Origin of the sequence: Streptomyces sp. NBC_01717, from assembly GCF_036248255.1 — a bacterium.
Taxonomy (GTDB): domain Bacteria; phylum Actinomycetota; class Actinomycetes; order Streptomycetales; family Streptomycetaceae; genus Streptomyces.
The window spans coordinates 5,884,765-5,906,648 of sequence record NZ_CP109178.1 but is presented as its reverse complement, the minus strand read 5'-3'; the positions used below and the strand labels follow the sequence as shown (position 1 = coordinate 5,906,648).

Genomic DNA, 21,884 nt, shown 5'->3' with positions numbered 1-21,884 from the left:
TCCTCTGCGAGTTGCTCAACTTCTTCACCAGCCCAGTTCGTCGGCGGTCGTTTCGGCGATGGCGGGCGAGCAGGTCATGCCGCGGCCGCCCGGCCCGGTGACCAGCCAGACGCCGTCCCTCACCTGCTGGCGGTGGACGACGCGGCCGGTGTCGGTGCACTGGGCGTAGACCCCGGCCCAGCGGTGCCGGATCCTCGGCAGCGGGCGGCCGAGGAAGGACTCGACGACCCGGGTGAGGTGCTCGTACGGCTCCTCGACGACGTCGAAGGAGAACGGGTGCTCGTACTCGTGGGTGTCGCCGATGGTCAGTCCGCCGTCCCGGCGCTGGACCATCAGCAGCTGCATCCTGTGCTCGGCTGCGGTCGGCGCCTGCGCCTGCCCGGCGTTGAGGGCGTCGAGCGCCTCGCTCCGGTAGGCCGGGTAGTAGCGGAAGCTGTCGGCGTCGGCGACGGAGGTGGTGAGTGTTTCGCCGAGCGGGTCGGTCTGCATCATCTGGAGGCGGACGCGGCGCACCGGCAGATCGGGGCCGGCCAGCTCGCGGACGAGGCCGCCGAGCCAGGCGCCCGTGCACAGGACGACGGCGTCGCCGGTGTGCACGTCACCGTGGTCGTCGCGCACGGAGGCCGCACCGACCACCTCGCGGACCTCGCGGCCGCCGAGGAAGGTGTACCGGCCCGACGCCAGCAGCTGCTGCTTCAAAGCAAGTTGGGCTGTGCGCGGCTCGACGGCGGCGTCCCGCTCGCACCACAGCGCGGCGACGAAGTCGCCGCGGAGCGCGGGGTTGACGGCGCGGGCTTCGTCGGCCGTGAGCAGCTTGTAGCCGCGGGCCGCAGCGTCGGGGCGGGCCACGGCCGCCTCGGCGACGGCGATCTCCAGCTCGGTGCGGAGCGGGGTGAGCGAGCCGCAGGGCCGGAAGCCCAGGCCGGGGACCTGTTCCCCGATGCCCTCCCACAACTCACGGGCACGAAGGGCGGTCTCCAGCTCCTCGCCACCGGCCCGGCCGCTGACCCAGATCTGTCCGAAATTGCGGAGCGATGCTCCGCGTGCCTCGCTCTCGCGCTCGATCTGTACGACCTCGTGGCCGCGGTTCACTGCGTGCCAGGCGTGCATGGTTCCCACCACGCCGGCTCCTACGACGATGACTCTCACGGCGGCAACGCTCCTCGGGGTGGGTGGCCCGTCCGGATCGGTACGGCAACGGGAGGGTGAACTGGGCCTCAAGGTTGGCCTAGACCCGTTACATTCCCGTTATCGATGCAAGTCGATTGCCGGTCCGCGGCGTCAGCCCCGCGCGCCCAGGTGAGCGGTGAAGGAGAACCGGTCGCCGCGGAAGAGGGTGCGCACGCGCTCCAGTGGCCGCCCGCTCGCGTCCCGCGAGATCCGGTGGAGCAGCAACATGGGCAGCGCGGGCGGCGTACCGATCAGCAGAGCTTCGCGCGGGGTGGCCAGCACCGTCTCGATCCGCTCGTCCGCATCACCGAACGCGATGCCGAGCCGGTCGTGGAGATAGGCGTAGAAGGAGGAGTCGGGGTCGAACTCGGTGTCCAGATCCGGTACGCGGGCGACGGAGACGTAGGTGCTCTCCAGGCCGACCCGGTCGTCGTCGGCGAGCAGGACGCGCTCCAGGTGCCAGACCGGTTCGCCCTGCTCGACGCCGGTCTCGGCGGCGAGTGCGGCGGGGCAGGGGAACTTTTCCAGACCGATGAGGTGGCGGCCCGGGGTCCGCCCCTGGCGGCGCACACCCTCCGTATAGCTGGCGAGGGAGAGCGGCTGCTCCAGCTTGGGACCCGCGACGACGGTGCCGCGGCCCTGACGGGCGAGCCGGCCCTCCAGCAGGAGTTCACGCAGCGCCTGACGCACGGTCTCGCGCGAGACTTCGTAGCGGACGGCGAGGTCACGCTCGGTGGGCAGCATGCCGCCCTCGCCCAACTCCTCGATGAGGAGCGAGACATGGGCCTTCACGGCGTAGTACTTGGGGATACGGCCGTGCTCCGGAATGCCGGAGCGGATCGGTGCGCCAGGTGCCTGGTCGAGCAGGTAGTCCACGCCTCGATGGTGGCAGACGGACATGAACACCGGTGAACGGTGCGTCGCCGCAGGTCAACGACGGGCGTGGCGCAGCCGCCGGGACCACGCGAGGACGGCGGCGCCGCTGAGCAGCAGGGACCCGGCGGTGAGGAGCGAGAACCAGGGGACGGTCGACGCCTGGCCGGTCATGGCGAGCTCGGGACTGTCCTGCGGGGCCTGCCCGGAGTCCGGGACGCGCCCGGAGGCCGACGCATCACCGTCGCCTCCGCCGTCGACGCCGCCGATGGCAGCGGTGTCACCGGTGCCGCCGACTGCTCCGGTGGTGTTGTCCCGGGGGCCGGTTCCGGTTCCGGTTCCGTCGCGAGCGGTGTCCCGGCCGGGGTCTCCACTTCCCGCCACATCGCCGACGTCTCCGGCATCACCGGTCCCGCCGATACCGGAGGCGTCACCGGTCTCACCGAAATCACTGCTCCCGCCGAAATCATCGGTCCCCCCGTACTCGTCGGTGCCGCCGTACTCGTCGATGTCTCCGTACTCGTCGGTCTCACCGACCTCGCCGGTGTCGCTGTCGCCACTGTCCTCGACGACGCTGAAGAGATAGTCGTCGGACTCACCGACCCAGTCCCCGTCGTCCTTCGGCTGCATCCTGCCGCTGTCGGCGCTCGCGCCACGCTGCCGCTGGACGATCGCGGCGTTGACGGTGATCCGGCCGGGGCCGGTGTCGGAGGTGAACGCCATCCGGACCTCGACGGTGACGGTGCGGCCCGCAGGGACCGTGAAGCCGTCGAAGTCGTCGGCGCCGTCACCGCCGAAGACACCGATGTGCTCGTCGCGGTCGGTCGTCTCCCAGGCGACGCGGTGCTCGACATCGGGCTGGGCCTGATCGGAGAACTCCAGCTGGATCTGGTCGGAGGTCAGCTTCCGGTCCTCGTCGGTGAGGACCAGGACCGGGTGGATGGACCGGCAGGACTCGGAGGTCGTATTGGTCAGATCCAGGAACCAGGTGCCGTAACCGCCGCCGGAGGCATACCTCGCCGGGCCGCCGTGGATCCGGGTCGTGATCGGGAAGTCGCCTGCCGTCGGTGTGCCGCAGGTGGGCTGCTGGTCGGCGGTGACGGAGAGCGCCGGGACCGGGGTGGCGGCGGCGGACGGGCCGCCGAGGACGACGGCGGGGACCACGCTCGCCGCGGCCAGTCCGAGGGCGAGTCCATGACGTGACCGTGCGGCGGGAGGAAGCGGTGAGGACGGCAGGAGCGGGGACGGCTCCGGAGACGGTTCAGGGGTCGGTTCCGGGGGCGGTTGGGGGGACATGGGGGACACCCTTCGCTGCTTGCGAAACGGCCGGATCGCCCCGTGCCCGGAGTTCACCGGCTGTAGGCGGCGACGCTGTCACGCGCGCGCGACCCGCCGGGTGTCGCCATGCCGAAGGGCCACCCGGTCGGCCGCCCTCAACCGCTCGACCGGCCCACAGCCCTGCCGCTCCAACGGCGCTATACGCCACCACCGCTGCCGACACGGCCGAACAACGCGGCGAGGACCAGCTGCGCGGCCCCCTCGGCGACGGGCCGGCCGGCCCCGGCGGTGGTGACGAGCGGCACCGCCGCACCTGTGCCGTCACGCCGTGCGCGCTCTTCGATCACGGCGCGGACCCCTCGTACGTACGCATCCGGATCCGCGCCGACGGTACGGCCGCCCAGCACCACCCGGTCGATGTCGAGCAGCCCCACGAGGTTGGCGGCACCGGTCCCGAGCACGCGCGCGGCCTCCGCGACATCGCCTTCTGCGACGGCGGCGAGACAGAGCGCCTCGATACAGCCGCGCCCGCCGCAACCGCACGGCGGCCCGTCCAGCGCCACGGTCTGATGCCCGAACTCCCCGGCCCCGGTGCGGGCCCCGCGGTGCAACGCCCCGCCGAGAAACAGCCCGGCACCGAGCCCGGTCCCGAGATGCAGATACGCGAAGTCGCCCGGACCGTCGGCCCGCAGGGCGAGCCCGAGGGCGGCTGCGTTGGTGTCCTTGTCGACGACGACGGGCAACCCGGTACGAGCGGCGAGGGCGTCCTGGAGCGGATAGCCGTCCCACTGCGGAAATCCGGTGACGCGATGGAGCACGCCCCCGCGATGGTCCAAGGGCCCGGGCACGGCCACACCGATCCCGAGGACGGTCCGCGCGCCCCCCACGGGAGCGGTCCCGCCCGCGCCCCCGTCACCGGGGGTGGACGCCGCGGGAGCCCAGGGGCCCGCCCCCGGTTCCGGGAACGGGTGCGGCTGGGGAGATTCCGCCTCGGCATCCGCCCCCACCGGTCCGCCCAGCACCGCCCCCACCTCGCCCGCGGCCACCGCGACGACCTCCCCCGCCGGCGCGCCGAAGTCCAGCGGCGTCCTGCGGCTCGCGACGACCGTCCCGGCCAGGTCGACCAGGACCACCGTCAGTTCGTCGCGGTCCAGGTGCAGCCCCACCGCGTGCCCCGCGTCCGGGACCAGCCGCAGCACCGTCCGCGGCTTGCCGCCTGTGGACGCGCGGTGGCCGGCCTCCGTCGCCAGGCCCTCCGCCCGCAGCCGGGCGGTGATCTTGCTGACGGCCTGCGGCGTGAGCCCCGTCCGCTCCGCCAGCTCCAGACGGCTGATCCCGCGCTCGCCCGCGACACGCAGCAGGTCCAGCACGAGCGCCGCGTTGTGGCTGCGCAGTGTCGGCAGATTGGCCCCCGCATTACTCCTGTTCACGGCCCCATTGTCCCTCTCGCTTGCACTTTGGCAACAGCGTTGCTTAAGTGGATTGCATGACTGGCATCACGACTCCCGAGACGCACCAGCAGACGCCCTCGCACGAGACCCCCCTCCGCGTCGGACTCGTCGGCTACGGCCTGGCGGGCTCCGTCTTCCACGCCCCGCTGATCGCCGCGACCGAAGGCCTCGTCCTCGACACGATCGTCACGTCGAACGAGGAGCGGCGGGCGCAGGCCCGCGCCGAGTTCCCCGACGTCTCGTTCGCCGCGTCGCCCGACGAGCTGTGGGCCCGCGCGGGCGGCCCGGACGCGCTCGACCTGATCGTGATCGCCTCCCCCAACAAGACCCACGTCCCGATCGCGACCGCCGCGCTCGACGCCGGTCTGCCGGTCGTCGTGGACAAGCCGATCGCCGGTACGGCCGCCAAGGCGCGCGCGCTCGCCGCGCTGGCCGAGGAGCGCGGACTGCTGCTCTCGGTCTTCCAGAACCGCCGCTGGGACAACGACTTCCTGACGCTTGCCCAGTTGATCGAGGACGGCGAGCTCGGCGACGTACAGCGCTTCGAGTCCCGTTTCGAGCGGTGGCGCCCGCAGCTGAAGGGCGGCTGGCGCGAGTCGGGCGATCCGCAGGAGATCGGCGGACTGCTGTACGACCTGGGCAGCCATGTCGTCGACCAGGCGCTCGTGCTGTTCGGCCCGGCCGTCCAGGTGTACGCCGAGTCCGACGCGCGCCGCCCCGGCGCCGTCACCGACGACGACACGTTCCTGGCGATCACCCATGCGAACGGGGTCCGCTCGCATCTGTACGTCAGCGCAACGACAGCGCAGCTCGGCCCGCGCTTCCGGGTGCTCGGTTCGAAGGCCGGTTACGTGAAGTACGGGCTGGACCCGCAGGAGGCCGACCTGCGCGAGGGCCACCGCCCGTCCGCCGCCGCTCCCGGCTGGGGCGAGGAGCCCGAGGCACTGTGGGGCCGGATCGGTGCGGGCGAGTCGCCGCTGACCGGTGGCGGCGTCCCGGTCCGTACGCTGCCGGGCGACTACCCGGCGTACTACGCGGCGGTCGCCGACGCGGTGCGCGGCAAGGGCGACAATCCGGTGACGGCCCTGCAGGCCGCCGCTGCCCTGGACGTCCTCGAGGCCGCCCGACGCTCGGCCCGCGAAGGCGTCACCGTGACCCTGCCCACTGCTTCCGAGGAGCAGACCGCATGAACCCCACCGCTCCGACCATCTCCGAGCTCATCGCGCAGGAGCGCCGACTGACTCTGCCGCATTTCGGCTACGACGACGCGTACGCCCTCGGCGGCCTGCTCGTCTCCCTGGCCCGGAGGCGGCACGCTCCGGTCGCGATCGACATCCGGCGCGGCACCCAGCAGCTGTTCCATGCCGCGCTGCCCGGTTCGAGCGCGGACAACGACGCCTGGATCGACCGCAAGCGCAGAGTGGTCGAGCGGTACGGCGAGAGCTCGTACCTGGTCGGGACCCGGTTCCGGGCGAAGGGGACGACGTTCGAGGACTCCTCGCGGCTGGACCCGGACCTGTACGCCGCACACGGCGGTTCGTTCCCGATCGCGGTCGAGGGAGCAGGCGTGATCGGCTCGGTCACGGTCTCGGGTCTCCCGCAGGCGGACGACCACGCGCTGGTCGTCGAGGCGCTGGAACAGTTCGCCACCACGATCGCCGGATGACGCACCGGAGGGGTGGGCCGCTGCACGAGCAGCGCCCACCCCTCCGATCTCTGACCGGCTACGACAGCCCTTAGGCGTCCTTGAGCTCCTGCCGCTGCCGTCCCAGCCCCGCGACCTCCAGCTCGACGACATCGCCCGCCCTCAGATACGGCTTGGGCTCCGGCTGCCCCATGGCCACCCCGGCCGGCGTACCGGTGTTGATGACATCGCCCGGGTACAGCGTCATGAACTGGCTGAGGTAGCGGACGACCTCGCCCACCGGGAAGATCTGGTCGGCGGTCGTGCCGTCCTGCTTCAGCTCGCCGTTGACCCACAGCTTCAGCGCGAGCGCCTGCGGGTCGGGCACCTCGTCCGCCGTGACCAGCCACGGCCCCAGCGGGTTGAACGTCTCGCAGTTCTTTCCCTTGTCCCAGGTGCCGCCCCGCTCGATCTGGAACTCGCGCTCGGAGACGTCGTGCGCGACCGCGTAACCGGCGACATGCCCGAGGGCCTCCTCGGCGGAGTCCAGGTACCGGGCGGTGCGGCCGATGACGACGGCGAGCTCGACCTCCCAGTCGGTCTTGCGGCTGCCGCGCGGCACCAGCACGGTGTCCTCGGGTCCGACGACGGTGTCCGGCGCCTTGAAGAACAGGATCGGCTCGGTCGGGATCGCCGCACCGGTCTCGGTGGCGTGGTCGTGGTAGTTCAGCCCGATGCACACGATCTTGCCGATCCGGGCGAGCGGCGGCCCGACCCGGAGCCCGTCGGCGTCGAGTACAGGCAGCTCGCCGGGCGTGGCCGCGGCAGCCCTTACGCGGGCCAGCGCGGACTCGTCGGCGAGCAGTTCGCTGTCGATGTCGGTGACGACTCCGGACAGGTCACGCAGCGTCCCGTCCTGGTCCAGCAGAGCCGGTCGTTCCGCACCTGCCGTACCCACGCGAAGCAGCTTCACGGTCTGTCTCCCCTTGGTCGAGATCGGGCCCGTCGGATGGGTGGCGGCCATCGCAGGCTTGGCCGATCCTCCAAGACATCGGATCACTCCGCAAGACCCTGTTCACACACTGGACCGGCGCACTCGCTGTGGCAACTGCGCCGCACTGGCCACGATCCTTACGCCGCGGTGGCCATGGCGGCGCCCGCGGCCGGCATGTCGCGGTAGAGGACGGTCCGCTCGACCGCGGTCCAGGTGGTGCTGGTGACGATGTAGAGCGCGGCGGCGAGCGGCACGTACGCGACCGAGACGAGCGTGAAGAAGGACATCAGCGGCATCAGCTTCGTCATCGCGCCCATGCCCGGCATCGGCTGCCCGTCGGGCCCGGTGGCGGGAGTGGCCGGGGCTGCGGCGAGCTGACGCTTCGTACGCCGGTAGTTGAACGTGGCGACGGTGGCGACGATCGCGAAGAGGCCGAGATAGACGACGCTCTGCGCGCCGAGCAGCCCGCCGTGTGCGAGCGCGTCGTGCCAGCGCTCGCCGAGCGGGGCGCCGAAGAGCTCGTGGCCGAGCAGCGCGTTGGGGTCGCCGCCGATCTTCTGGCTGGAGAAGAGGTGGTAGAGCAGGAAGAAGGCGGGCATCTGGAGGAGGCTGGGCAGGCAGCCGGACAGCGGCGAGACCTTCTCCTCCTTGTGCAGTTCCATGAGCGCCTTCTGCATGCGCTCGGGGTTCTTGCCGTGCTTCTTGCGCAATTCGGCGATCTGCGGTTGGAGTTTGGTCCGGGCCTTCTGCCCGCGCGCCGCGGCCCGCGACAGGGGGTGCACGGCGAGCCGCACCAGCGCTGTGAAGAGGACGATCGCGGCGGCGGTCGCGGCGCCCTGGAAGAGCGGCTGGAGGAGGTCGGCGAAGGAGCCGACCAGGCCGGCGAAAGCGGACATGAAGACGGACATGGGTGAGCCCTCCGGGGGTCTCGTCGTGCCGGGGGAGAGAAGATCTGGCTCGGCATGACGACCCGCGTGGGGGTGCGCCCGGGTACGCGTATGCGTACGTACACAGGCAAGAAGGTGGGCGAAGTCCCTACGCGGCCGTCAGGAGGGCATGACCGGGGGCTCGGGGCCGCCGACGCCCCTTGGCGTCGGGGTCGCGCTGCGGCAGGAACGCGGTGCGTTTCTCGCGGTCGCGCATGGCGGTACGGACCCGGGTGCGGGGCACCGGGGCGGCGCAGCGGGCGCTGATCACCGAGCAGGCGACGAGCGCAGAACCGGCGGCGGCGGTGGCGGCGAGCGCGACCGCGGCGGACAGGCTGCCGCCCTCGGCGAGGAGGACCTCGGTGAGGAGGAAGAGCAGGATTCCGACGGGTCGGGGCAGGCGGGCGACACCGGCGCGCAGACGGTTGCTGATGCTGCCGCTCATCGATCCCTCTCCTGCTCGGCCCGCCGGGCTCGTCCATTCGGCCCTCCAGCCGTTATACACGATGGCGCCGTGGCAGGTGTCCGGCGTCAGACGGGGTCGGCCTCCAGGGGCTGAAGCAGCCGGCGCGGCGCGAACAGGGCGCGGCTGACCGGATCGCGGTTCGGGTCGAGTCCGTCGCCCGGCCTCATCTCGACATCTTCCAGCGATACGACCTGGGCACAGGCCGGGCAGTTGCCCCACGGCCCCAGCTCCGTACCGCAGGCGGCATGGACGAAGTGCCGCATCGGACGCGTACCGGAAATGTGCTCGCTCCCCCACACACCGAGGGTGCGAAGGACCGGCCAGAGGGCCTTGCCGCTGTCGGTGAGGAGGTATTCGTCGCGCGGCGGCGACTGCTGGTAGCGGCGCTTCTCCAGCACTCCGGCCTCGATGAGGGACTGCAGCCGGGCGGCGAGGACGGCGCGCGGGATGCCGAGGTGGACGAGGAAGTCGCTGTAGCGGCGGACGCCGTAGAACGCGTCGCGCACCACCAGGAGGGTCCAGCGCTCGCCGATCACTTCGAGCGCGCGGGCGATCGAGCACTGCTGTGTCGCGTAGTCCTTGCCGAGAGCCATGCGCACCACTTTACTCCCACAAGGTTCGATGAATGAACCGACCCGTGTTAGCGTCGACCTGTAAGCCTAAGTTCATTCACCGAACCAACAACGGCCGAGAGCCGACCCGGAACGAACGACCCGAGCCCCGGAGCGAAGCCATGGCGCAGCCCACACGTCCCCTCACTCAGCAGCTCGCACACACCCCACCGCACCCCCCGAGACCCGCCGCGACCCGCCCGACCGCCGCCCTCTCCACCTCCTCTCCCCGCCCCACCGCCACCCTCGCCGTCACCGCTCTGGCCACCACCGTGGCGCTGATGAACTACACGTCGCCATTGACGACCGTCCCCGACATCTCCGCTGCGCTCGCCACCCCCGCCTCCGGCCAGGCCTGGCTGATCAACGGCACCCCGCTCGGACTGGCAGCCTTCCTCCTGGTCGTGGGCAGCCTCGCCGACGACTACGGCCGGCGCAGGCTGTTCCTCATCGGCACCCTGGGCCTCGGCGTCACCACCGCCGCCGGCGCCTTCGCGACCAGCACGCTCGCCTTCACGCTGGCCCGCGTGGCCCAGGGTGCGGCCACCGCGGCGATCCTCGCGACCAGCCTGGGCCTGCTCGTCGGCGCGTTCCCCATGGGGACGGCCAGGATCAGGGCGACCGGGATCTGGGGCGCGTTCGTGAGTGGCGGGATCGCGCTCGGCCCCCTGCTCGCCGGCTCGCTCGGCACGGTCGACTGGCGGCTGACGTACGCCGCACTGGGTGTCGCCGCACTCGTCACGGCCGGCTTCGCGTTCCGCACGCTCTCCGAGTCCCGCTCGCCGCGCGGCGGCCGCCCCGATTTCGCGGGCACAGCGGCGCTCGGCCTGGCGATGACCGCGCTGCTGACGGCGCTCACGCTGGGCCGGGAGGGCTGGCTGCGCGCGAGTGTCGGCCTGCTGCTGCTTGCCGCGCTCGCGCTGACCGCCGTGTTCGTGGTGGTGGAGCGCCGGGCCGCGGCGCCGCTGATCGATCTGACGCTGCTGCGCAGCCGCCCGTTCCTGACGTCACTGGCGGGCGGTCTGTTCACCGGTCTCGCCGTGATCGGCCTGTTCAGCTATCTGCCGACACTGCTGCAGGGGGGACTCGGCCTGTCGGCGATGGGCACGGCGTGGCTGTTCCTGCTCTGGTCCGGTACGTCGTTCGTGGTGGCGCTGCAGGCACGGCGGCTGACAGGCAGGGTCTCGGCGCGCCATCAGCTGGCCGCGGGCTTCGCCCTGCACGCCGTGGCGGTGCTGGCGCTGCTGGGCACCCTGGACACAGGAACGGCGGGCCCGTCGGTGTGGCTGCGGCTCACCGTGGCGCTCGTCGTCTCCGGCATCGGCAGCGGCCTGCTCAACGCCGCGCTGCCGCGTGTCGCGGTGGAGTCGGTGCCCGCGGAGCGGGCGGCGATGGGTTCCGGGGCGAACAACACCGCCCGCTACCTCGGCTCGTCGGCGGGGGTCGCGCTGACGATCGCGGTCGCGACGTCGGGCTCGGGTGCGGACGGGGCGGTGCTGCTCTCGGTCGCGATGGCTCTGGTGGCGACGGTGGGCGTCATGCTCCTGCGGGAGCGTCGCTCGCCTCGCTGACGCCCACCCCCGAGAGCTCCGGCTCCCGGCTCTCCACGGTCTCCTGCCTCTCCCCCGGCTCGTCCCGCGCGAGCACGTCGCCGTCCGGCCGGTCGTCGTGCTCGCGCGGGCCCGCGTAGGTCACCGCGAGCGCGACGGCGAGGTTGGCGCCGAGGGCGACGATGCCCGCGTTCACGCCCCACACCGGATCGTTCTCGGTGAACACGAACCCGCAGACCACGCCCACGCCCACGACCAGCCCGGCCATCGCACCGAGCAGCGTCAGCCGCCGCCACATCAGTCCCAGCAGCACCATGGGGAGCAGTTGCGCCATCCCCTCGTACGAGATGAGGGAGAGCCGCACCAGCGTGTTCGGCGCGGTGTACGTCAGCACGAGCGCGATGACACCCGCCACCACGACCACGGTCTGCGCGGCGCCCTTCTGCCGCTGCTGCCAGCGCGGTACGAGCGAGAGCACACTGCGCCCCCACATGGTGCCGATGACGAGCATGAAGACGGCCATGGGCACGATCGACGACAGCGCGGCCGCCACCCCGATGACGCCGACGGCCCAGGCGGGCAGCGAGTCCACGACGAGCTTGAAGAGCGCGAGGTTGGACTCGGCGCCGACGAGCCCCGGCACGACGAAGAGGGCGGCCATGCCGAGCAGCATCGGGACGAACAGCAGCACGTTGTAGGCGGGCAGCCACATCGCGTTGCGGCGCAGGACGTCGGCGTTCTTCGCGCCGAGGTAGCCGGCGACGGTGGTCGGGAAGATCACCACGGTGAGGGAGTTGAGGAACGAGGTGGTGATGAACCACGCCTGCCCGAGCCCGCTGTCGCCGTGCCCGGGGAAGGTCAGCCACTCGCTCTTCTCGGTGACGAGCCGGTCCAGGAAAGGCCCGTACCCGTCGAAGTAGTGCATGGGGACGTAGCAGGCGAGGAACCCGAGAGTGCCGATCACCAGCACGTCCTTGAGCACGGACACCCAGGCGCTGCCGCGCAGTCCGCTGACCACGACGAAACCCGTGGTGACGGCGAAGGCTATGAAGTACGCCCAGTTCAGGCTGATGGCACCGTACGAGATGGTGGAGACGACGACACCCATGCCGGTGATCTGCAGCTGGATGTACGGCAGCAGGAAGACGGTCGCGAGGACGGCGACGAGGGCGCCGAGCCAGGGCCGTCCGAAGCGGTGCGCGACCATGTCGGTGATCCCGACGAGCCCGTGCCGGCGCGCGTACGCCCAGAGCATCGGCCCGACGACATACCCGACGGCGTAGCCGCAGGACATGTACGCCACCACATAAAGCACGGGGGCCCCGTAGTTGTAGCCCCATCCCGCGGCGCCGAGATAGCTGAAGCTGGTGTAGCCCTCACCGGCCATCAGCACCCAGATGAAGACGGTTCCGAGGCTGCGTCCGCCGACGGACCACTCGGCAAGCCCGTCACGGCCCCTGTTCCCGCGGCCTCGCACGGCGAGGAGCCCGAGAGCGACGGTGGCCACCATGAAGGCCCCGAAGACGGAGGTTGCGACTGCGGCGTTCACCGGCGGTCCCCCCGTCGGGTCAGCCAGACCGCCACGGGTGTCAGCAGGGTCGCCCCGAGCAGCCACACGAAGAGGAACGGCAGTCCGAGCACGACGGGGCGGACCCGGTTCACGAACGGCAGCGCCCCCAGGTACAGCACGTAGGGAACCAGCAACCACAACAACTGCGGACGTCGTCTGAGCACGTCGGAAAAGCTTAGTGACCGCCGCTACCGCTCCTGCACACCCGCCAGCTTCCCCCACACGACAAGGCGGTAACGGGAGGTGAATTCAGGCGTGCACGTGGTCAGCGTCACGTACGAACCGGGCTCGCTGTACCCGAAAGCAGGCTTCAGATTGCTCCGCGGCACGGCGGCGATGACCCCGCTGTCCCGGGCGGCGGTCTGCGCCAGCGTCTTGTCGACGACGTATGTGTACACGCGCTCCCGGGTCTCGACAGTGATCCGGTCGCCGCGCCGCAGCCGATTGATGTAGCGGAACGGCTCACCGTGCGTATTGCGGTGCCCGGCGAGCGCGAAGTTCCCGGCGCCACCGGGCTGCGCGGTGCGCGGGTAGTGCCCGACATACCCCTTGTCGAGGACGCCGCTCTTGCTGATGCCCTGGGCGACGGGGGCGGTGAGCCCGAGGCGCGGGATGCGGATGACGGCGTAGGCCTGATCCCAGCGGGGCGCGGCAGCCGCTGCCGCACGCGCGCCACCCGCCGGCGCGCCCCCGCCCTCCCCCACCGCATCCGTGTCCGTATCCGCCCCTTCGCCGGGCGGGGCGGACGGAACACCGGCATCCTCGCTCCCCGGCCGCCCCCACTCCCGCTCCAGGGACTGCACCTTGTGCCGGGCATCGGCCCTGGCCTGCCTATTGGTCCACCACAGCTGATGGACGACGAGAAGCAGCAGCACCACACCGAGGGTCACGACCACCTCGGCACCCGACCACAGCCCGCGCGCGGCGAGGCGCCGCCCACGCGGGTTCCGCTGCACCATGACCGGTATCCGCTGCCTCACGGCCCGCACGATAAGGGCAGGCACCGTAACTCTCCAGGGTCGGAACAACCCTCCGTGCAGCAGCCGTACAGCAGTACGGTGTGATGCATGCGCCCCGACACGCCTGCTGACCACATTGCCGAAGCCGAGCGCCTGCTGCGCACGGCGGCGCAGTACCCCGACGACCGGGAGCCGCTGCTCCTCCGGGCCGCCGCCCACCTGGAACTCGCCGGCGAGCGCACCCGCGCCACTCCCCTCTACGACGAGCTCCTCGCCGTGGACGCCGCCGAGCCATACCTGATCAAGGCCCTCAAGGCATCGAACCTCTGGGAGTACGGCCACGAGGCCGAGGCCCGCGCCATCATCGAGGGCATCCGCGCGGCGGGGCCCCTCGAACCCGGCCCCTGGCAGATCGCAGCCGAGACCCTGGAATCGCACGACGAGCTGGAGTCGGCCCACGACTTCCTCTCGACCGCGCTGACCCTGCTCCTGGCCCCGGGCGAGGAAGTCCCTTACGCCACCCAGTCGCTGCTGATCGGCCGCCACCGGGTACGCCGCCTGATGGGCGTCGACCACGACACCTGGGACGACCTGACCGACACGCTCCACACCGCCACGGTCCCGCTGGACGAACTCCACGACCCGAAGCGGCTGTGGTCACTCGGCTCGTCCGACCCGGGCGAACTCCAGGCCGAGATCACCCGCCTCCGCGCCGAACTGGGCACCTACCGCACCGCTCTCTCCCGCCCGTTCCCGGTGGCGGTCCTGCACTGGCCGGAGCCCGAACTGAGCGAGCTCCTCGCCGGCTACCCCACCCTGCGCGCCGAGTACCCCTCCCACGCCGAACACCTCGCCGACCTGGAAGCCGCCCTCCGCGACCTCCACTCCGCGGGCACCCCGAACCTGGGCATCGTCACCGGCACGGTCCCCTCGTACGAGGCCTTCGCCGCCTCCGAAGCCGCGTCCCCGTCCGACCCGAACCTCCTCCCCCAGTACGCGACGACGCTGGCAGCCCGCGGCCGCGCGGTGCCCTGGCCTCCGGCACGGACGGCGGCCTGCTGGTGCGGATCGGGGCGGGCTTACCGGGACTGCCACGGGGTGGCATGAGCACCTGACCGGGAGGGCGCTGCTGCTGTGCCGTAGCCGGAGAACCTCAAGGGCCCCGCCCCAGCGGGGCTCTTGGACGTTTGTAAGCGGAACGAGGCATTCTTTCTGCATGAAGTTTCCCTCGATGTCCCACTTTTGCAATATCATCACATCCCACCACTGATCTCAGGGCGCACCTCCCCCACGCAGGTCTCAGCTCTGTGTGCGCGAGGAAGCCTTCATGCCGCCTTATCAGCCTTCTGCCGACTGGCAGTACGAGATCCCGACGACCGGCAGCAAGCGGCTGCCGCCCGCCGCCCGCTACGTCGAATCGCTGACGCACCAGGGGTACGGCTTCGAGGCCGCCATCGCCGACCTCATCGACAACTCCATCGACGCGGGCGCCCGTAACGTCGTCGTCAGCTTCCTCCGGGACGATGACCGCCTTGCCGGCCTTCTTGTCGTCGACGACGGGTGCGGCATGAACGACGAGGCCCTGGACACCGCGATGACGGTCGGCGGCCGTGAGGGATACGCGGCAAGCGCGCTCGGTCACTTCGGGGCGGGTCTCAAGGCCGCCTCCCTCTCACACGCCGATTCGCTGACCGTCATCAGCCGCACCAAGAAGAGCCCGTCCACCGGCCGCCGCTGGCTGACGGCGCGCGCTCAGGCCGACTTCACGTGCGACGTCGTCGATCCCCGCTACTGCCAGGACCTCGTCGACCGCTACGACGGAATCGTCGAATGGCACGGCACGATCGTCCGCTGGGACCGGGTGCGGGCCTTCGACACCGTGACGGCGGGGCAGGCCGACCGCTTCCTCAATGACGCGATCGAGAAGCTGGAGACCCACCTCGGTCTGTATCTGCACCGCTTCCTCGCCCGCGAGGACTTCAACATCGACATCGTCGTCGAGGACGTACGGACGAAAGAGGAGCTGGACCACCGCGGCGTCGAGCCGATCGACCCGTTCGGCTACCGCATACCGGGCCGGCCCGGCTACCCGCGTACGTACGCGGCACCCGTGGAGGGTGTCGGAGAAGTGGCTCTCACCGCTCACATCTGGCCGCCGAAGTCGCCGCTGGTCAGCTTCCGTGGCATCGGACCGCTCGCCGAACGCCAGGGCTTCTACATCTACCGCAACGACCGCCTCGTCCAGGCAGGCGGCTGGAACAGCACCCGCAGCGCCGAGGGACACCTCGCGCTGGCCCGCATCGCCGTCGACCTGCCGACCGAACCGAACGACGTCTTCAGCCTCACGGTGAAGAAGGACGGCGTGACGGTCACCCCCGCCTTCGCCCGCGGCCTCGAACAGGCCACGGACGACAAGGGCCAGACGTTCGCCGCCTATCTCCAGGAGGCGGAGACGACGTACCGGGAGGCGGCCCGGCGCGCCACCGAGCCGCAGCGCAAGGCCGTCCTCCCGGCCGGCAAGGGCCTGGACCCGAAGCTGAGGCGTCAGCTGCGTGACGAACTTCCGGAGCTGGAGGGCGAGGACCCGATCACGTTCCGCTGGGACAGCCTGCCCTCGGACGTGTTCTTCGAACTCGACCGCGAGGAGCGGGAGGTCAAGCTCAACAAGGAGTACCGGCAGGTCTTCAACGTCGGTCGCCGCGGTGGGCTGAACGACGCGCCGGTGGTGAAGAGCATGCTCTACCTCATGGTCAACGAGATCTTCCAGAAGGAACGGGTGCGGGCCGTCCACACCGACAACGTGGCGCTGTGGAACAGCGTCCTGGTGACCGCCGCCCGCTGCGAACTCGCGCGCTGAACCACCGAGTCGCCCGCCCACCTCCCTTCTCGAGGAAGCCGTCCCACCATGACCGACCACTTGCTCAACCTGCACGGCGACGTCCTGGCCGCGATGCGACGTGGCCCCAAACACTTCACCAAGCTGGCCTTCGTCCTCTCCGAGGCCGACGAACCCGCCGACACGGAGCTGAGTCACTTCCGGGACCGCATCATCGCCGCGGGCCCCGGCGACGAACTCACCGCACTCTGGCACCGCACGCTGACCGGCTGGGACCTGGCGGAACAGGCCGACTGGTCCACCGCCCCGCCGCGTACCGACGAGCGCCGCGCCGACACGTACACCCGCCTCGGCTTCGGCGCCGACCTGCGCAAGGCTCTCGACGAGGCAGTCCCCGTCTTCAAGGAGCCCGGTCCCACCGTCATCAGCAAGGAGTTCACTTCCTGGTACTCACGCGACCTCGCGGACGTCCGCTCCTTCTACTGGAACTCCTACGAACAACTCCTGCGTCGCAAGGGCTGGTCGGATGCCGCGGTCTCCAGCCTCGACGAGGCGAGTCACGCGGTGGTCGAGCGCCTCTCCGACCCCACCCGCACTGAAGCGTACGGCGCTCGCGGCCTGGTCGTCGGCTACGTCCAGTCCGGCAAGACCGCCAACTTCACCGGAGTCACGGCGAAGGCCATCGACGCCGGCTACCGCCTGGTCATCGTGTTGGGCGGCACCCTGAACCTCCTCCGGGGCCAGACCCAGCGCCGTTTGGACATGGAACTGATCGGCCAGGAGAACATCCTGCGCGGCGCCGACCCGTCGGACGCGGACGCCCTGGTCGGCATCGACTACCAGGACGACGAGGACTGGCCGGCAAAGTTCGTCAGCCACGGTGGCCGCCCCTCCACCCGAGGCGCCTTCGACATCGAACGCCTCACTACCCGGGACGACGACTACAAGAGTCTGGCGACCGGAATCCGGGCACTCGAATTCGACAAGCAGGTCCGTACGCAGCCGCTTCACGCCCCGGACAACCTGCACCGCGCGGCCGCGCGCGTGATGGTGGTGAAGAAGAACAAGTCGGTGCTGGCCAAGCTCATCAAGGACCTGAAGAAGATCGGCCCGCTCCTCTCCGAGATACCCGCGCTGATCATCGACGACGAGTCCGACCAAGCTTCGGTCAACACCACGGACCCGAAGAAGTGGGAGGAGGGCAAGGTCGCCCGTACGGCCATCAACAGCCAGATCTCCCAGCTGCTCGGCCTCCTCCCCCGCGCCCAGTACGTCGGCTACACGGCGACGCCCTTCGCCAACGTCTTCGTCGACCCGGGCGACGGCGAGGACATCTTCCCGCGCGACTTCTTGATCTCACTGCCCCGCCCGGCCGGCTACATGGGCGTGCAGGACTTCCACGACCTGGACCGGACCGACGACTCCGCCACCGGCGCGGCCGAGGAGTCCCACATCCGCGGCATCTACGAGGAGACGGGCGACCGCCTCCAGGAAGCCCTCGACGCCTTCCTCCTCACCGGAGCCCTGAAGCTGTACCGCGCGGCCAACGGCGTCCCCGACGGCCCGTTCCGCCACCACACGATGCTCGTCCACGAGTCCGTACGCATGGCCGAACACGCGTCCCTCGCCTTGCGGATCAGCTCCCTGTGGCACGAGGCGACCTACACCAGCCAGGAGGGTCACGACCGCCTCTCGGCCCTGCTGGCCTCCGACTTCCAGCGCTTCGCCGACGACGGCCTGCCCACCCCCACCTCGTACGAGGACCTCAAGCCGCACGTCTTCCGAGCCCGTCAGCTGATCAACTCCGGCGGCACACCGGTGATCGTCGTCAACGGCGATACCGAACGCGACTACGCCCAGCCCGACCTCGACTTCGATCGCACCCCGAACGTATGGAAGATCCTGGTCGGCGGTACCAAACTCTCCCGCGGCTTCACGGTCGAGGGCCTCACAGTGACCTACTACCGCCGCAAGACCCAGCAGGCCGACACCCTGATGCAGATGGGCCGCTGGTTCGGCTTCCGCCCCGGCTACCGCGACCTGGTCCGCCTCTACATCGGCCGCGAGGAGCCCATGGGCAAGTCGAAGACGGTCGACCTGTACGAAGCCTTCGAAGCCATCTGCCGCGACGAGGAAACGTTCCGCGCCCAACTCACCCGGTACGCCGCCCTGGTGGACGGCAAGCCCCAGGTCACCCCGGCCCAGATCCCGCCGCTGGTCTCCCAGCACCTGTCCTGGATCAAGCCGTCCGCCCGCAACAAGATGTTCAACGCGGAGCTGGTGGAGATCCGGTCACCGGGACAGCCAATCGAACCCGCCTCGTACCCCATGGATGCCCCCGCGATCCGCCGCAACACCGAACGCTGGCGCCCGCTGCTCGACTCATTCAGTGCAGCCCCTGTCACATTCACCAACCCGCCGGACAGCACGAGTTCACTCGCTCGAAGCTTCTCCGCGCTTACCGCCCAGGTGCCTCATGCCGACCTGATGAGCGTCCTGAGCGGACTTGAGTGGGAACGTCCTGACCTCTTCCGGCCCCACCTGACCTATCTCTCACAGCTCGACGGCAAGCTGGCCAAGGTAGACGACTGGCTGCTCATCGCCCCACAACTGTCTCGATCCAGCCGGATAGAGGCCAGCATCCTCGGCTCGTCCCCCTTCTCGCTCGTCCGTCGTAGCCGACAGGCCGGAAAGACGGCGTTCGGCCGTATCGCGAGCATGGAACACCGGACCGCAGCACTGCGCATAATCGACGGCGCTGACACTCCCGAACTTAGCGCCAGCCCAGCTACCGGTGTGATCTTGCTGTACCCGGTAGTGGAAGGCCGAAGCGACGTCGAGACGCACGTCGCCGCCCCTCAGGGTGTGGCCGATCCGTCGAAGACCATCATGGCCTTCACGCTGATCCCTCCGAGATCCGCGACCGACTCAACGCGCCGCCTGCTCCGGTTCCAGGCGAAGGACTCCCGGCACGCCAACGACATTTTCGTGGAGGCGACTTCGCCGTGATGGGAACTCCGCATGGGCGTTGGGAGTCAGGACAGTTGCCATCACGTGCTCCTGCTTCGCAAAGGAATGCAGAGTGACCCTGTTTGAACTCCCTGGGCCGGCGCCTGGTGTCTGCGACGATCCCGAACTCATGCTGGTTCACCAGCACCTGATGAAGCTTGACCCCGACGGGACACGCTTCTCCCGTGTGCTACGCGACACCATTGACCAGCTACTCAACGGCGAAGCCACCGGCCGGTACGACTGGAAGACCCTGTTTAAGACCGAGAAGACGCACGCAGGGACGCTCGTTGAGATCAACCTGCAGCGTGAGTTCGAGTTCGGCGACGGAGTCGACATGGACTACCGCATAGAGGGCATCGATGTCGACTGCAAGTACTCCCAGACGTACGGTTCCTGGATGATTCCGCCCGAGGCGGAAGGCCACCTATGCCTGCTTGTCTGGGCAGATGACTATCAGAGCCGCTGGAGTGCAGGCCTGCTGCGCATCAAGCGCGAATGGCTCAATGGCGGGACCAACCGGGACATGAAGTTCACCGTCAAGGCAGAGTACCGGAACAAGATCACCTGGCTTTGGAAGGACGCGATACTTCCGGAGAACGTCCTGCTCCACCTCGACCCAGCAACACGGGCACGCATCCTGATTCCAGGCAAGAAGAAGGGGCAAGCACGTGTACGCGAGCTGTTCCGTTCCGTCCACGGCAAGCGGATCGGCCGGGGCGTGGTGCGCACTGCCGCTCAGCAGCTTGACTACATGGCACGTGTACGCGAGGGGAGCAAGGGCCGCGCACGCCCTGCGCTTCGCCCAGAGGGAATCATCATCCTGGGCGACTACCAGTCACACCAAGCAGTAGCCCGGGCCCTCGGCGGCCCTGTACCGCATGAAGGCGAGTTCGTCGCCCACAGGGTTGTGCGCGCCCGGCCCGAACACAGCGATCGACCTCAGGCAGAAATCGCTGGGGAGCTCTGGGTTGTAGCTCTGCCTGGTGAATCAACGGATGAGGCACCGTGTCTGCCCGAAGCCCAGGAAGGCAGGGCCGAGTCGGGCGCGTGAGCCGCACCCACCGCTCAGTAGCGCCCCGATGCTCAGAGCGAGATCATCGCCTGCAGCATCCCCACCGAGAACGAGGAGTGATCAGTGGTCAGCCTGGAGGGCGAATACCCGTTGATCAGGCAGTACCGGGACTGGATTCACGACAACCTGTCTGAGACAGATCCGGCTCGCGCTCACTTCTTCACGCACGGACTTGTCGTTCTTGACACAAACGTCCTGCTGAGTCTTTATGAATACACCCCTGCCGCACGCGAGCAAGTACTCAAGGCCCTCCAGAACGTGCAGCAGCGGCTATGGCTCCCGCACCAGGTCGGGCTGGAGTTCGTGCAGAATCGGCACCGCGTCATCACCGGCAGGAAGAAGGCACTCGACGATGCCGGGCGATTCCTTCAGAACAAGCTGCGCGAAGCAAAGTCAGCGATCAAGGACGCTCGCACGTTCACTCAGAGCCTACTGATCAAGTACGCACAGGACACCAAGGCCAGCAGCGATCTTGAAGCCGAGATCTCTAACACGGCCGTCGAAGAGCTGCTGAGAGACTGGAGCGCAAAGCTTGAAGCGCAGGTCGAGGGGCTTAGGGAGTACGACATCTCGATATCGCCGGACGGCCAGGGGGACCCCGTACTTACGCAAGTCGCCGCCCTGTTCGGGGAGAGGATTGCAAACCCACCCGGCATAGCGGAAACGCGGAGACGCGTCGAGGATGCTTCGTCATACAGGTTCCCTAACCTGATCCCTCCAGGATTCAAGGATGCAGGCAAGGGAACGTCACTCGCGGCATCAGGTGACTTCCTTCTCTGGGAGGAAACCATCGGTCACATGGCAGCCTCTCCAGAACGTACACATCTGCTCTTCGTCTCCAACGACACGAAGGAAGATTGGTATCAACCACCATGCGAAGGCCGGAACGTCCCACGTCCTTGGCCCTCCCTCGCAAGTGAGCTACGGCAGCGCACGGGGGCTGAGCTCCGGATTGAGACCCCTGGAGACTTCTACCGGGGAGTGAACCGCTTCCTTAATGCCGAGATCGCTGAGGCAACGTACGCAGAGATCGACCGCGCAGCTGTGACCACTGAAGCGGTAGTCACGGAACAGGAAGCCACCCGCACCCAGCCTCCACCCGATCTCGTTGCCGCAGCGTTCGATGCGGCGGGCCTCGCTAAGTCCCTTGTGGACAACATCAGCGACGGCGCCTCGCGTCTGCTCTTCGTTTGGTGGTTGATCGGCGTCACGGCAGAACTGGAACGGCGTCCGCGGCTCGACGATGAGCCAGATATTTCTGTGACGCCAGCCACTCGCTCGCCAGCGAAACCAGACCCGGACTGGGTGCCTGGGATCCGTCTCCATCTGGGCGAGTGGCCTTATCGGAGCTCATCATGGATCGCGCCGTGGTTCGCAGAGACCGTCAACTGCTCATCGCGGCGCGACCGGAAAATCCTGCAGGGGCTCGCTGCCCAGCAGTTGGCCTTCGAAGTGGCAGACCGGGACTAATGCAAACAGACGCAGCACCTGT

General features: G+C 69.5%; 19 protein-coding genes. 8 read left to right on the top strand and 11 right to left on the bottom strand.

Translation table 11 applies throughout. The features are described from left to right. Nucleotides 1–24 precede the first annotated feature (24 nt). From OHB49_RS26720 to OHB49_RS26705, 4 genes are all read right to left on the bottom strand, one after another. Nucleotides 25–1,149: a TIGR03364 family FAD-dependent oxidoreductase gene (locus tag OHB49_RS26720; RefSeq protein ID WP_030970963.1), complete on the bottom strand. Its 1,125-nt coding sequence runs from the start codon at nt 1,147–1,149 to the stop codon at nt 25–27. A 132-nt stretch (nt 1,150–1,281) separates the two neighbouring features. Next, a complete protein-coding gene (locus tag OHB49_RS26715) occupies nt 1,282–2,046 on the bottom strand; it encodes a GntR family transcriptional regulator (protein ID WP_030970965.1) in 765 nt (254 codons plus the stop codon). Nucleotides 2,047–2,100: 54 nt separating this feature from the next. Then, the gene (locus OHB49_RS26710; RefSeq protein WP_329163571.1) at nt 2,101–3,339 is read right to left on the bottom strand and encodes a hypothetical protein; all 1,239 of its coding nucleotides are present in this window, start codon (nt 3,337–3,339) and stop codon (nt 2,101–2,103) included. A 179-nt stretch (nt 3,340–3,518) separates the two neighbouring features. Next, entirely contained in the window at nt 3,519–4,751 is a 1,233-nt protein-coding gene (locus OHB49_RS26705; protein ID WP_030970968.1) for an ROK family transcriptional regulator, read from the bottom strand. A 56-nt stretch (nt 4,752–4,807) separates the two neighbouring features. On the opposite strand from OHB49_RS26705, the gene OHB49_RS26700 reads away from it, so the two are divergent. Next, complete coding sequence (locus OHB49_RS26700; RefSeq protein WP_329163569.1) at nt 4,808–5,962, top strand: Gfo/Idh/MocA family oxidoreductase; 1,155 nt, start codon at nt 4,808–4,810, stop codon at nt 5,960–5,962. Next, entirely contained in the window at nt 5,959–6,438 is a 480-nt protein-coding gene (locus OHB49_RS26695; protein WP_329163568.1) for a heme-degrading domain-containing protein, read from the top strand. The genes OHB49_RS26700 and OHB49_RS26695 overlap by 4 nt, the downstream gene beginning before the upstream one ends. A gap of 70 nt (nt 6,439–6,508) precedes the next feature. Here the strand turns inward: OHB49_RS26695 and OHB49_RS26690 are convergent, their stop codons facing one another. The 4 genes from OHB49_RS26690 to OHB49_RS26675 all read right to left on the bottom strand — a co-directional run bounded on the left by OHB49_RS26690 (nt 6,509) and on the right by OHB49_RS26675 (nt 9,375). After that, on the bottom strand, nt 6,509–7,369 hold the full coding sequence (locus OHB49_RS26690; protein WP_329163567.1) for a fumarylacetoacetate hydrolase family protein: 861 nt from the start codon (nt 7,367–7,369) through the stop codon (nt 6,509–6,511). Between the two features lie 158 nt (nt 7,370–7,527). Continuing rightward, nucleotides 7,528–8,298: a YidC/Oxa1 family membrane protein insertase gene (locus OHB49_RS26685; RefSeq protein ID WP_030923242.1), complete on the bottom strand. Its 771-nt coding sequence runs from the start codon at nt 8,296–8,298 to the stop codon at nt 7,528–7,530. Between the two features lie 127 nt (nt 8,299–8,425). Continuing rightward, on the bottom strand, nt 8,426–8,761 hold the full coding sequence (locus OHB49_RS26680; RefSeq protein ID WP_030970975.1) for a DUF6412 domain-containing protein: 336 nt from the start codon (nt 8,759–8,761) through the stop codon (nt 8,426–8,428). An 86-nt stretch (nt 8,762–8,847) separates the two neighbouring features. Further along, nucleotides 8,848–9,375, bottom strand: coding sequence for a winged helix-turn-helix transcriptional regulator (locus tag OHB49_RS26675; protein ID WP_329163565.1), 528 nt, complete (start codon nt 9,373–9,375; stop codon nt 8,848–8,850). 140 nt (nt 9,376–9,515) lie between these two features. Here OHB49_RS26675 and OHB49_RS26670 point away from each other — a divergent pair, with 140 nt between their 5' ends. Beyond that, complete coding sequence (locus OHB49_RS26670; protein WP_329163563.1) at nt 9,516–10,964, top strand: MFS transporter; 1,449 nt, start codon at nt 9,516–9,518, stop codon at nt 10,962–10,964. Here OHB49_RS26670 and OHB49_RS26665 read toward each other — a convergent pair. The 3 genes from OHB49_RS26665 to OHB49_RS26655 are packed head-to-tail and all read right to left on the bottom strand — an operon-like array spanning nt 10,930 to nt 13,472. After that, the gene (locus OHB49_RS26665; RefSeq protein ID WP_329163562.1) at nt 10,930–12,492 is read right to left on the bottom strand and encodes a sodium:solute symporter family protein; all 1,563 of its coding nucleotides are present in this window, start codon (nt 12,490–12,492) and stop codon (nt 10,930–10,932) included. The genes OHB49_RS26670 and OHB49_RS26665 overlap by 35 nt on opposite strands. Continuing rightward, nucleotides 12,489–12,647, bottom strand: coding sequence for a DUF3311 domain-containing protein (locus OHB49_RS26660; RefSeq protein ID WP_078852680.1), 159 nt, complete (start codon nt 12,645–12,647; stop codon nt 12,489–12,491). Before OHB49_RS26660 ends, OHB49_RS26665 begins: the two co-directional genes overlap by 4 nt. Nucleotides 12,648–12,701: 54 nt before the next feature. Beyond that, nucleotides 12,702–13,472, bottom strand: a complete 771-nt coding sequence (locus OHB49_RS26655) for a class E sortase (protein WP_329166635.1) — start codon at nt 13,470–13,472, stop codon at nt 12,702–12,704. A gap of 108 nt (nt 13,473–13,580) precedes the next feature. Here OHB49_RS26655 and OHB49_RS26650 point away from each other — a divergent pair, with 108 nt between their 5' ends. The 5 genes from OHB49_RS26650 to OHB49_RS26630 all read left to right on the top strand — a co-directional run bounded on the left by OHB49_RS26650 (nt 13,581) and on the right by OHB49_RS26630 (nt 21,862). Next, complete coding sequence (locus tag OHB49_RS26650; protein WP_329163560.1) at nt 13,581–14,579, top strand: SEC-C domain-containing protein; 999 nt, start codon at nt 13,581–13,583, stop codon at nt 14,577–14,579. Nucleotides 14,580–14,799: 220 nt separating this feature from the next. Beyond that, nucleotides 14,800–16,329, top strand: coding sequence for an ATP-binding protein (locus OHB49_RS26645; protein WP_329163559.1), 1,530 nt, complete (start codon nt 14,800–14,802; stop codon nt 16,327–16,329). Between the two features lie 48 nt (nt 16,330–16,377). Beyond that, nucleotides 16,378–19,317 (top strand): Z1 domain-containing protein, encoded by a 2,940-nt coding sequence (locus OHB49_RS26640; protein WP_329163557.1) that lies wholly within the window; start codon nt 16,378–16,380, stop codon nt 19,315–19,317. A 73-nt stretch (nt 19,318–19,390) separates the two neighbouring features. Continuing rightward, the gene (locus tag OHB49_RS26635; protein WP_329163556.1) at nt 19,391–20,371 is read left to right on the top strand and encodes a NaeI family type II restriction endonuclease; all 981 of its coding nucleotides are present in this window, start codon (nt 19,391–19,393) and stop codon (nt 20,369–20,371) included. A gap of 84 nt (nt 20,372–20,455) precedes the next feature. After that, nucleotides 20,456–21,862 (top strand): PIN-like domain-containing protein, encoded by a 1,407-nt coding sequence (locus OHB49_RS26630; RefSeq protein WP_329163555.1) that lies wholly within the window; start codon nt 20,456–20,458, stop codon nt 21,860–21,862. Nucleotides 21,863–21,884 lie beyond the last annotated feature (22 nt).

What these genes read in the sequence shown, in the direction of transcription:
- OHB49_RS26675 (WP_329163565.1), bottom strand. Translation starts at nt 9,375, where the DNA reads ATGGCTCTCGGCAAGGACTACGCGACACAGCAGTGCTCGATCGCCCGC.
- OHB49_RS26670 (WP_329163563.1), top strand. Translation starts at nt 9,516, where the DNA reads ATGGCGCAGCCCACACGTCCCCTCACTCAGCAGCTCGCACACACCCCA.
- OHB49_RS26650 (WP_329163560.1), top strand. Translation starts at nt 13,581, where the DNA reads ATGCGCCCCGACACGCCTGCTGACCACATTGCCGAAGCCGAGCGCCTG.
- OHB49_RS26645 (WP_329163559.1), top strand. Translation starts at nt 14,800, where the DNA reads ATGCCGCCTTATCAGCCTTCTGCCGACTGGCAGTACGAGATCCCGACG.
- OHB49_RS26695 (WP_329163568.1), top strand. Translation starts at nt 5,959, where the DNA reads ATGAACCCCACCGCTCCGACCATCTCCGAGCTCATCGCGCAGGAGCGC.
- OHB49_RS26685 (WP_030923242.1), bottom strand. Translation starts at nt 8,298, where the DNA reads ATGTCCGTCTTCATGTCCGCTTTCGCCGGCCTGGTCGGCTCCTTCGCC.
- OHB49_RS26700 (WP_329163569.1), top strand. Translation starts at nt 4,808, where the DNA reads ATGACTGGCATCACGACTCCCGAGACGCACCAGCAGACGCCCTCGCAC.
- OHB49_RS26710 (WP_329163571.1), bottom strand. Translation starts at nt 3,339, where the DNA reads ATGTCCCCCCAACCGCCCCCGGAACCGACCCCTGAACCGTCTCCGGAG.
- OHB49_RS26655 (WP_329166635.1), bottom strand. Translation starts at nt 13,472, where the DNA reads ATGGTGCAGCGGAACCCGCGTGGGCGGCGCCTCGCCGCGCGCGGGCTG.
- OHB49_RS26640 (WP_329163557.1), top strand. Translation starts at nt 16,378, where the DNA reads ATGACCGACCACTTGCTCAACCTGCACGGCGACGTCCTGGCCGCGATG.
- OHB49_RS26680 (WP_030970975.1), bottom strand. Translation starts at nt 8,761, where the DNA reads ATGAGCGGCAGCATCAGCAACCGTCTGCGCGCCGGTGTCGCCCGCCTG.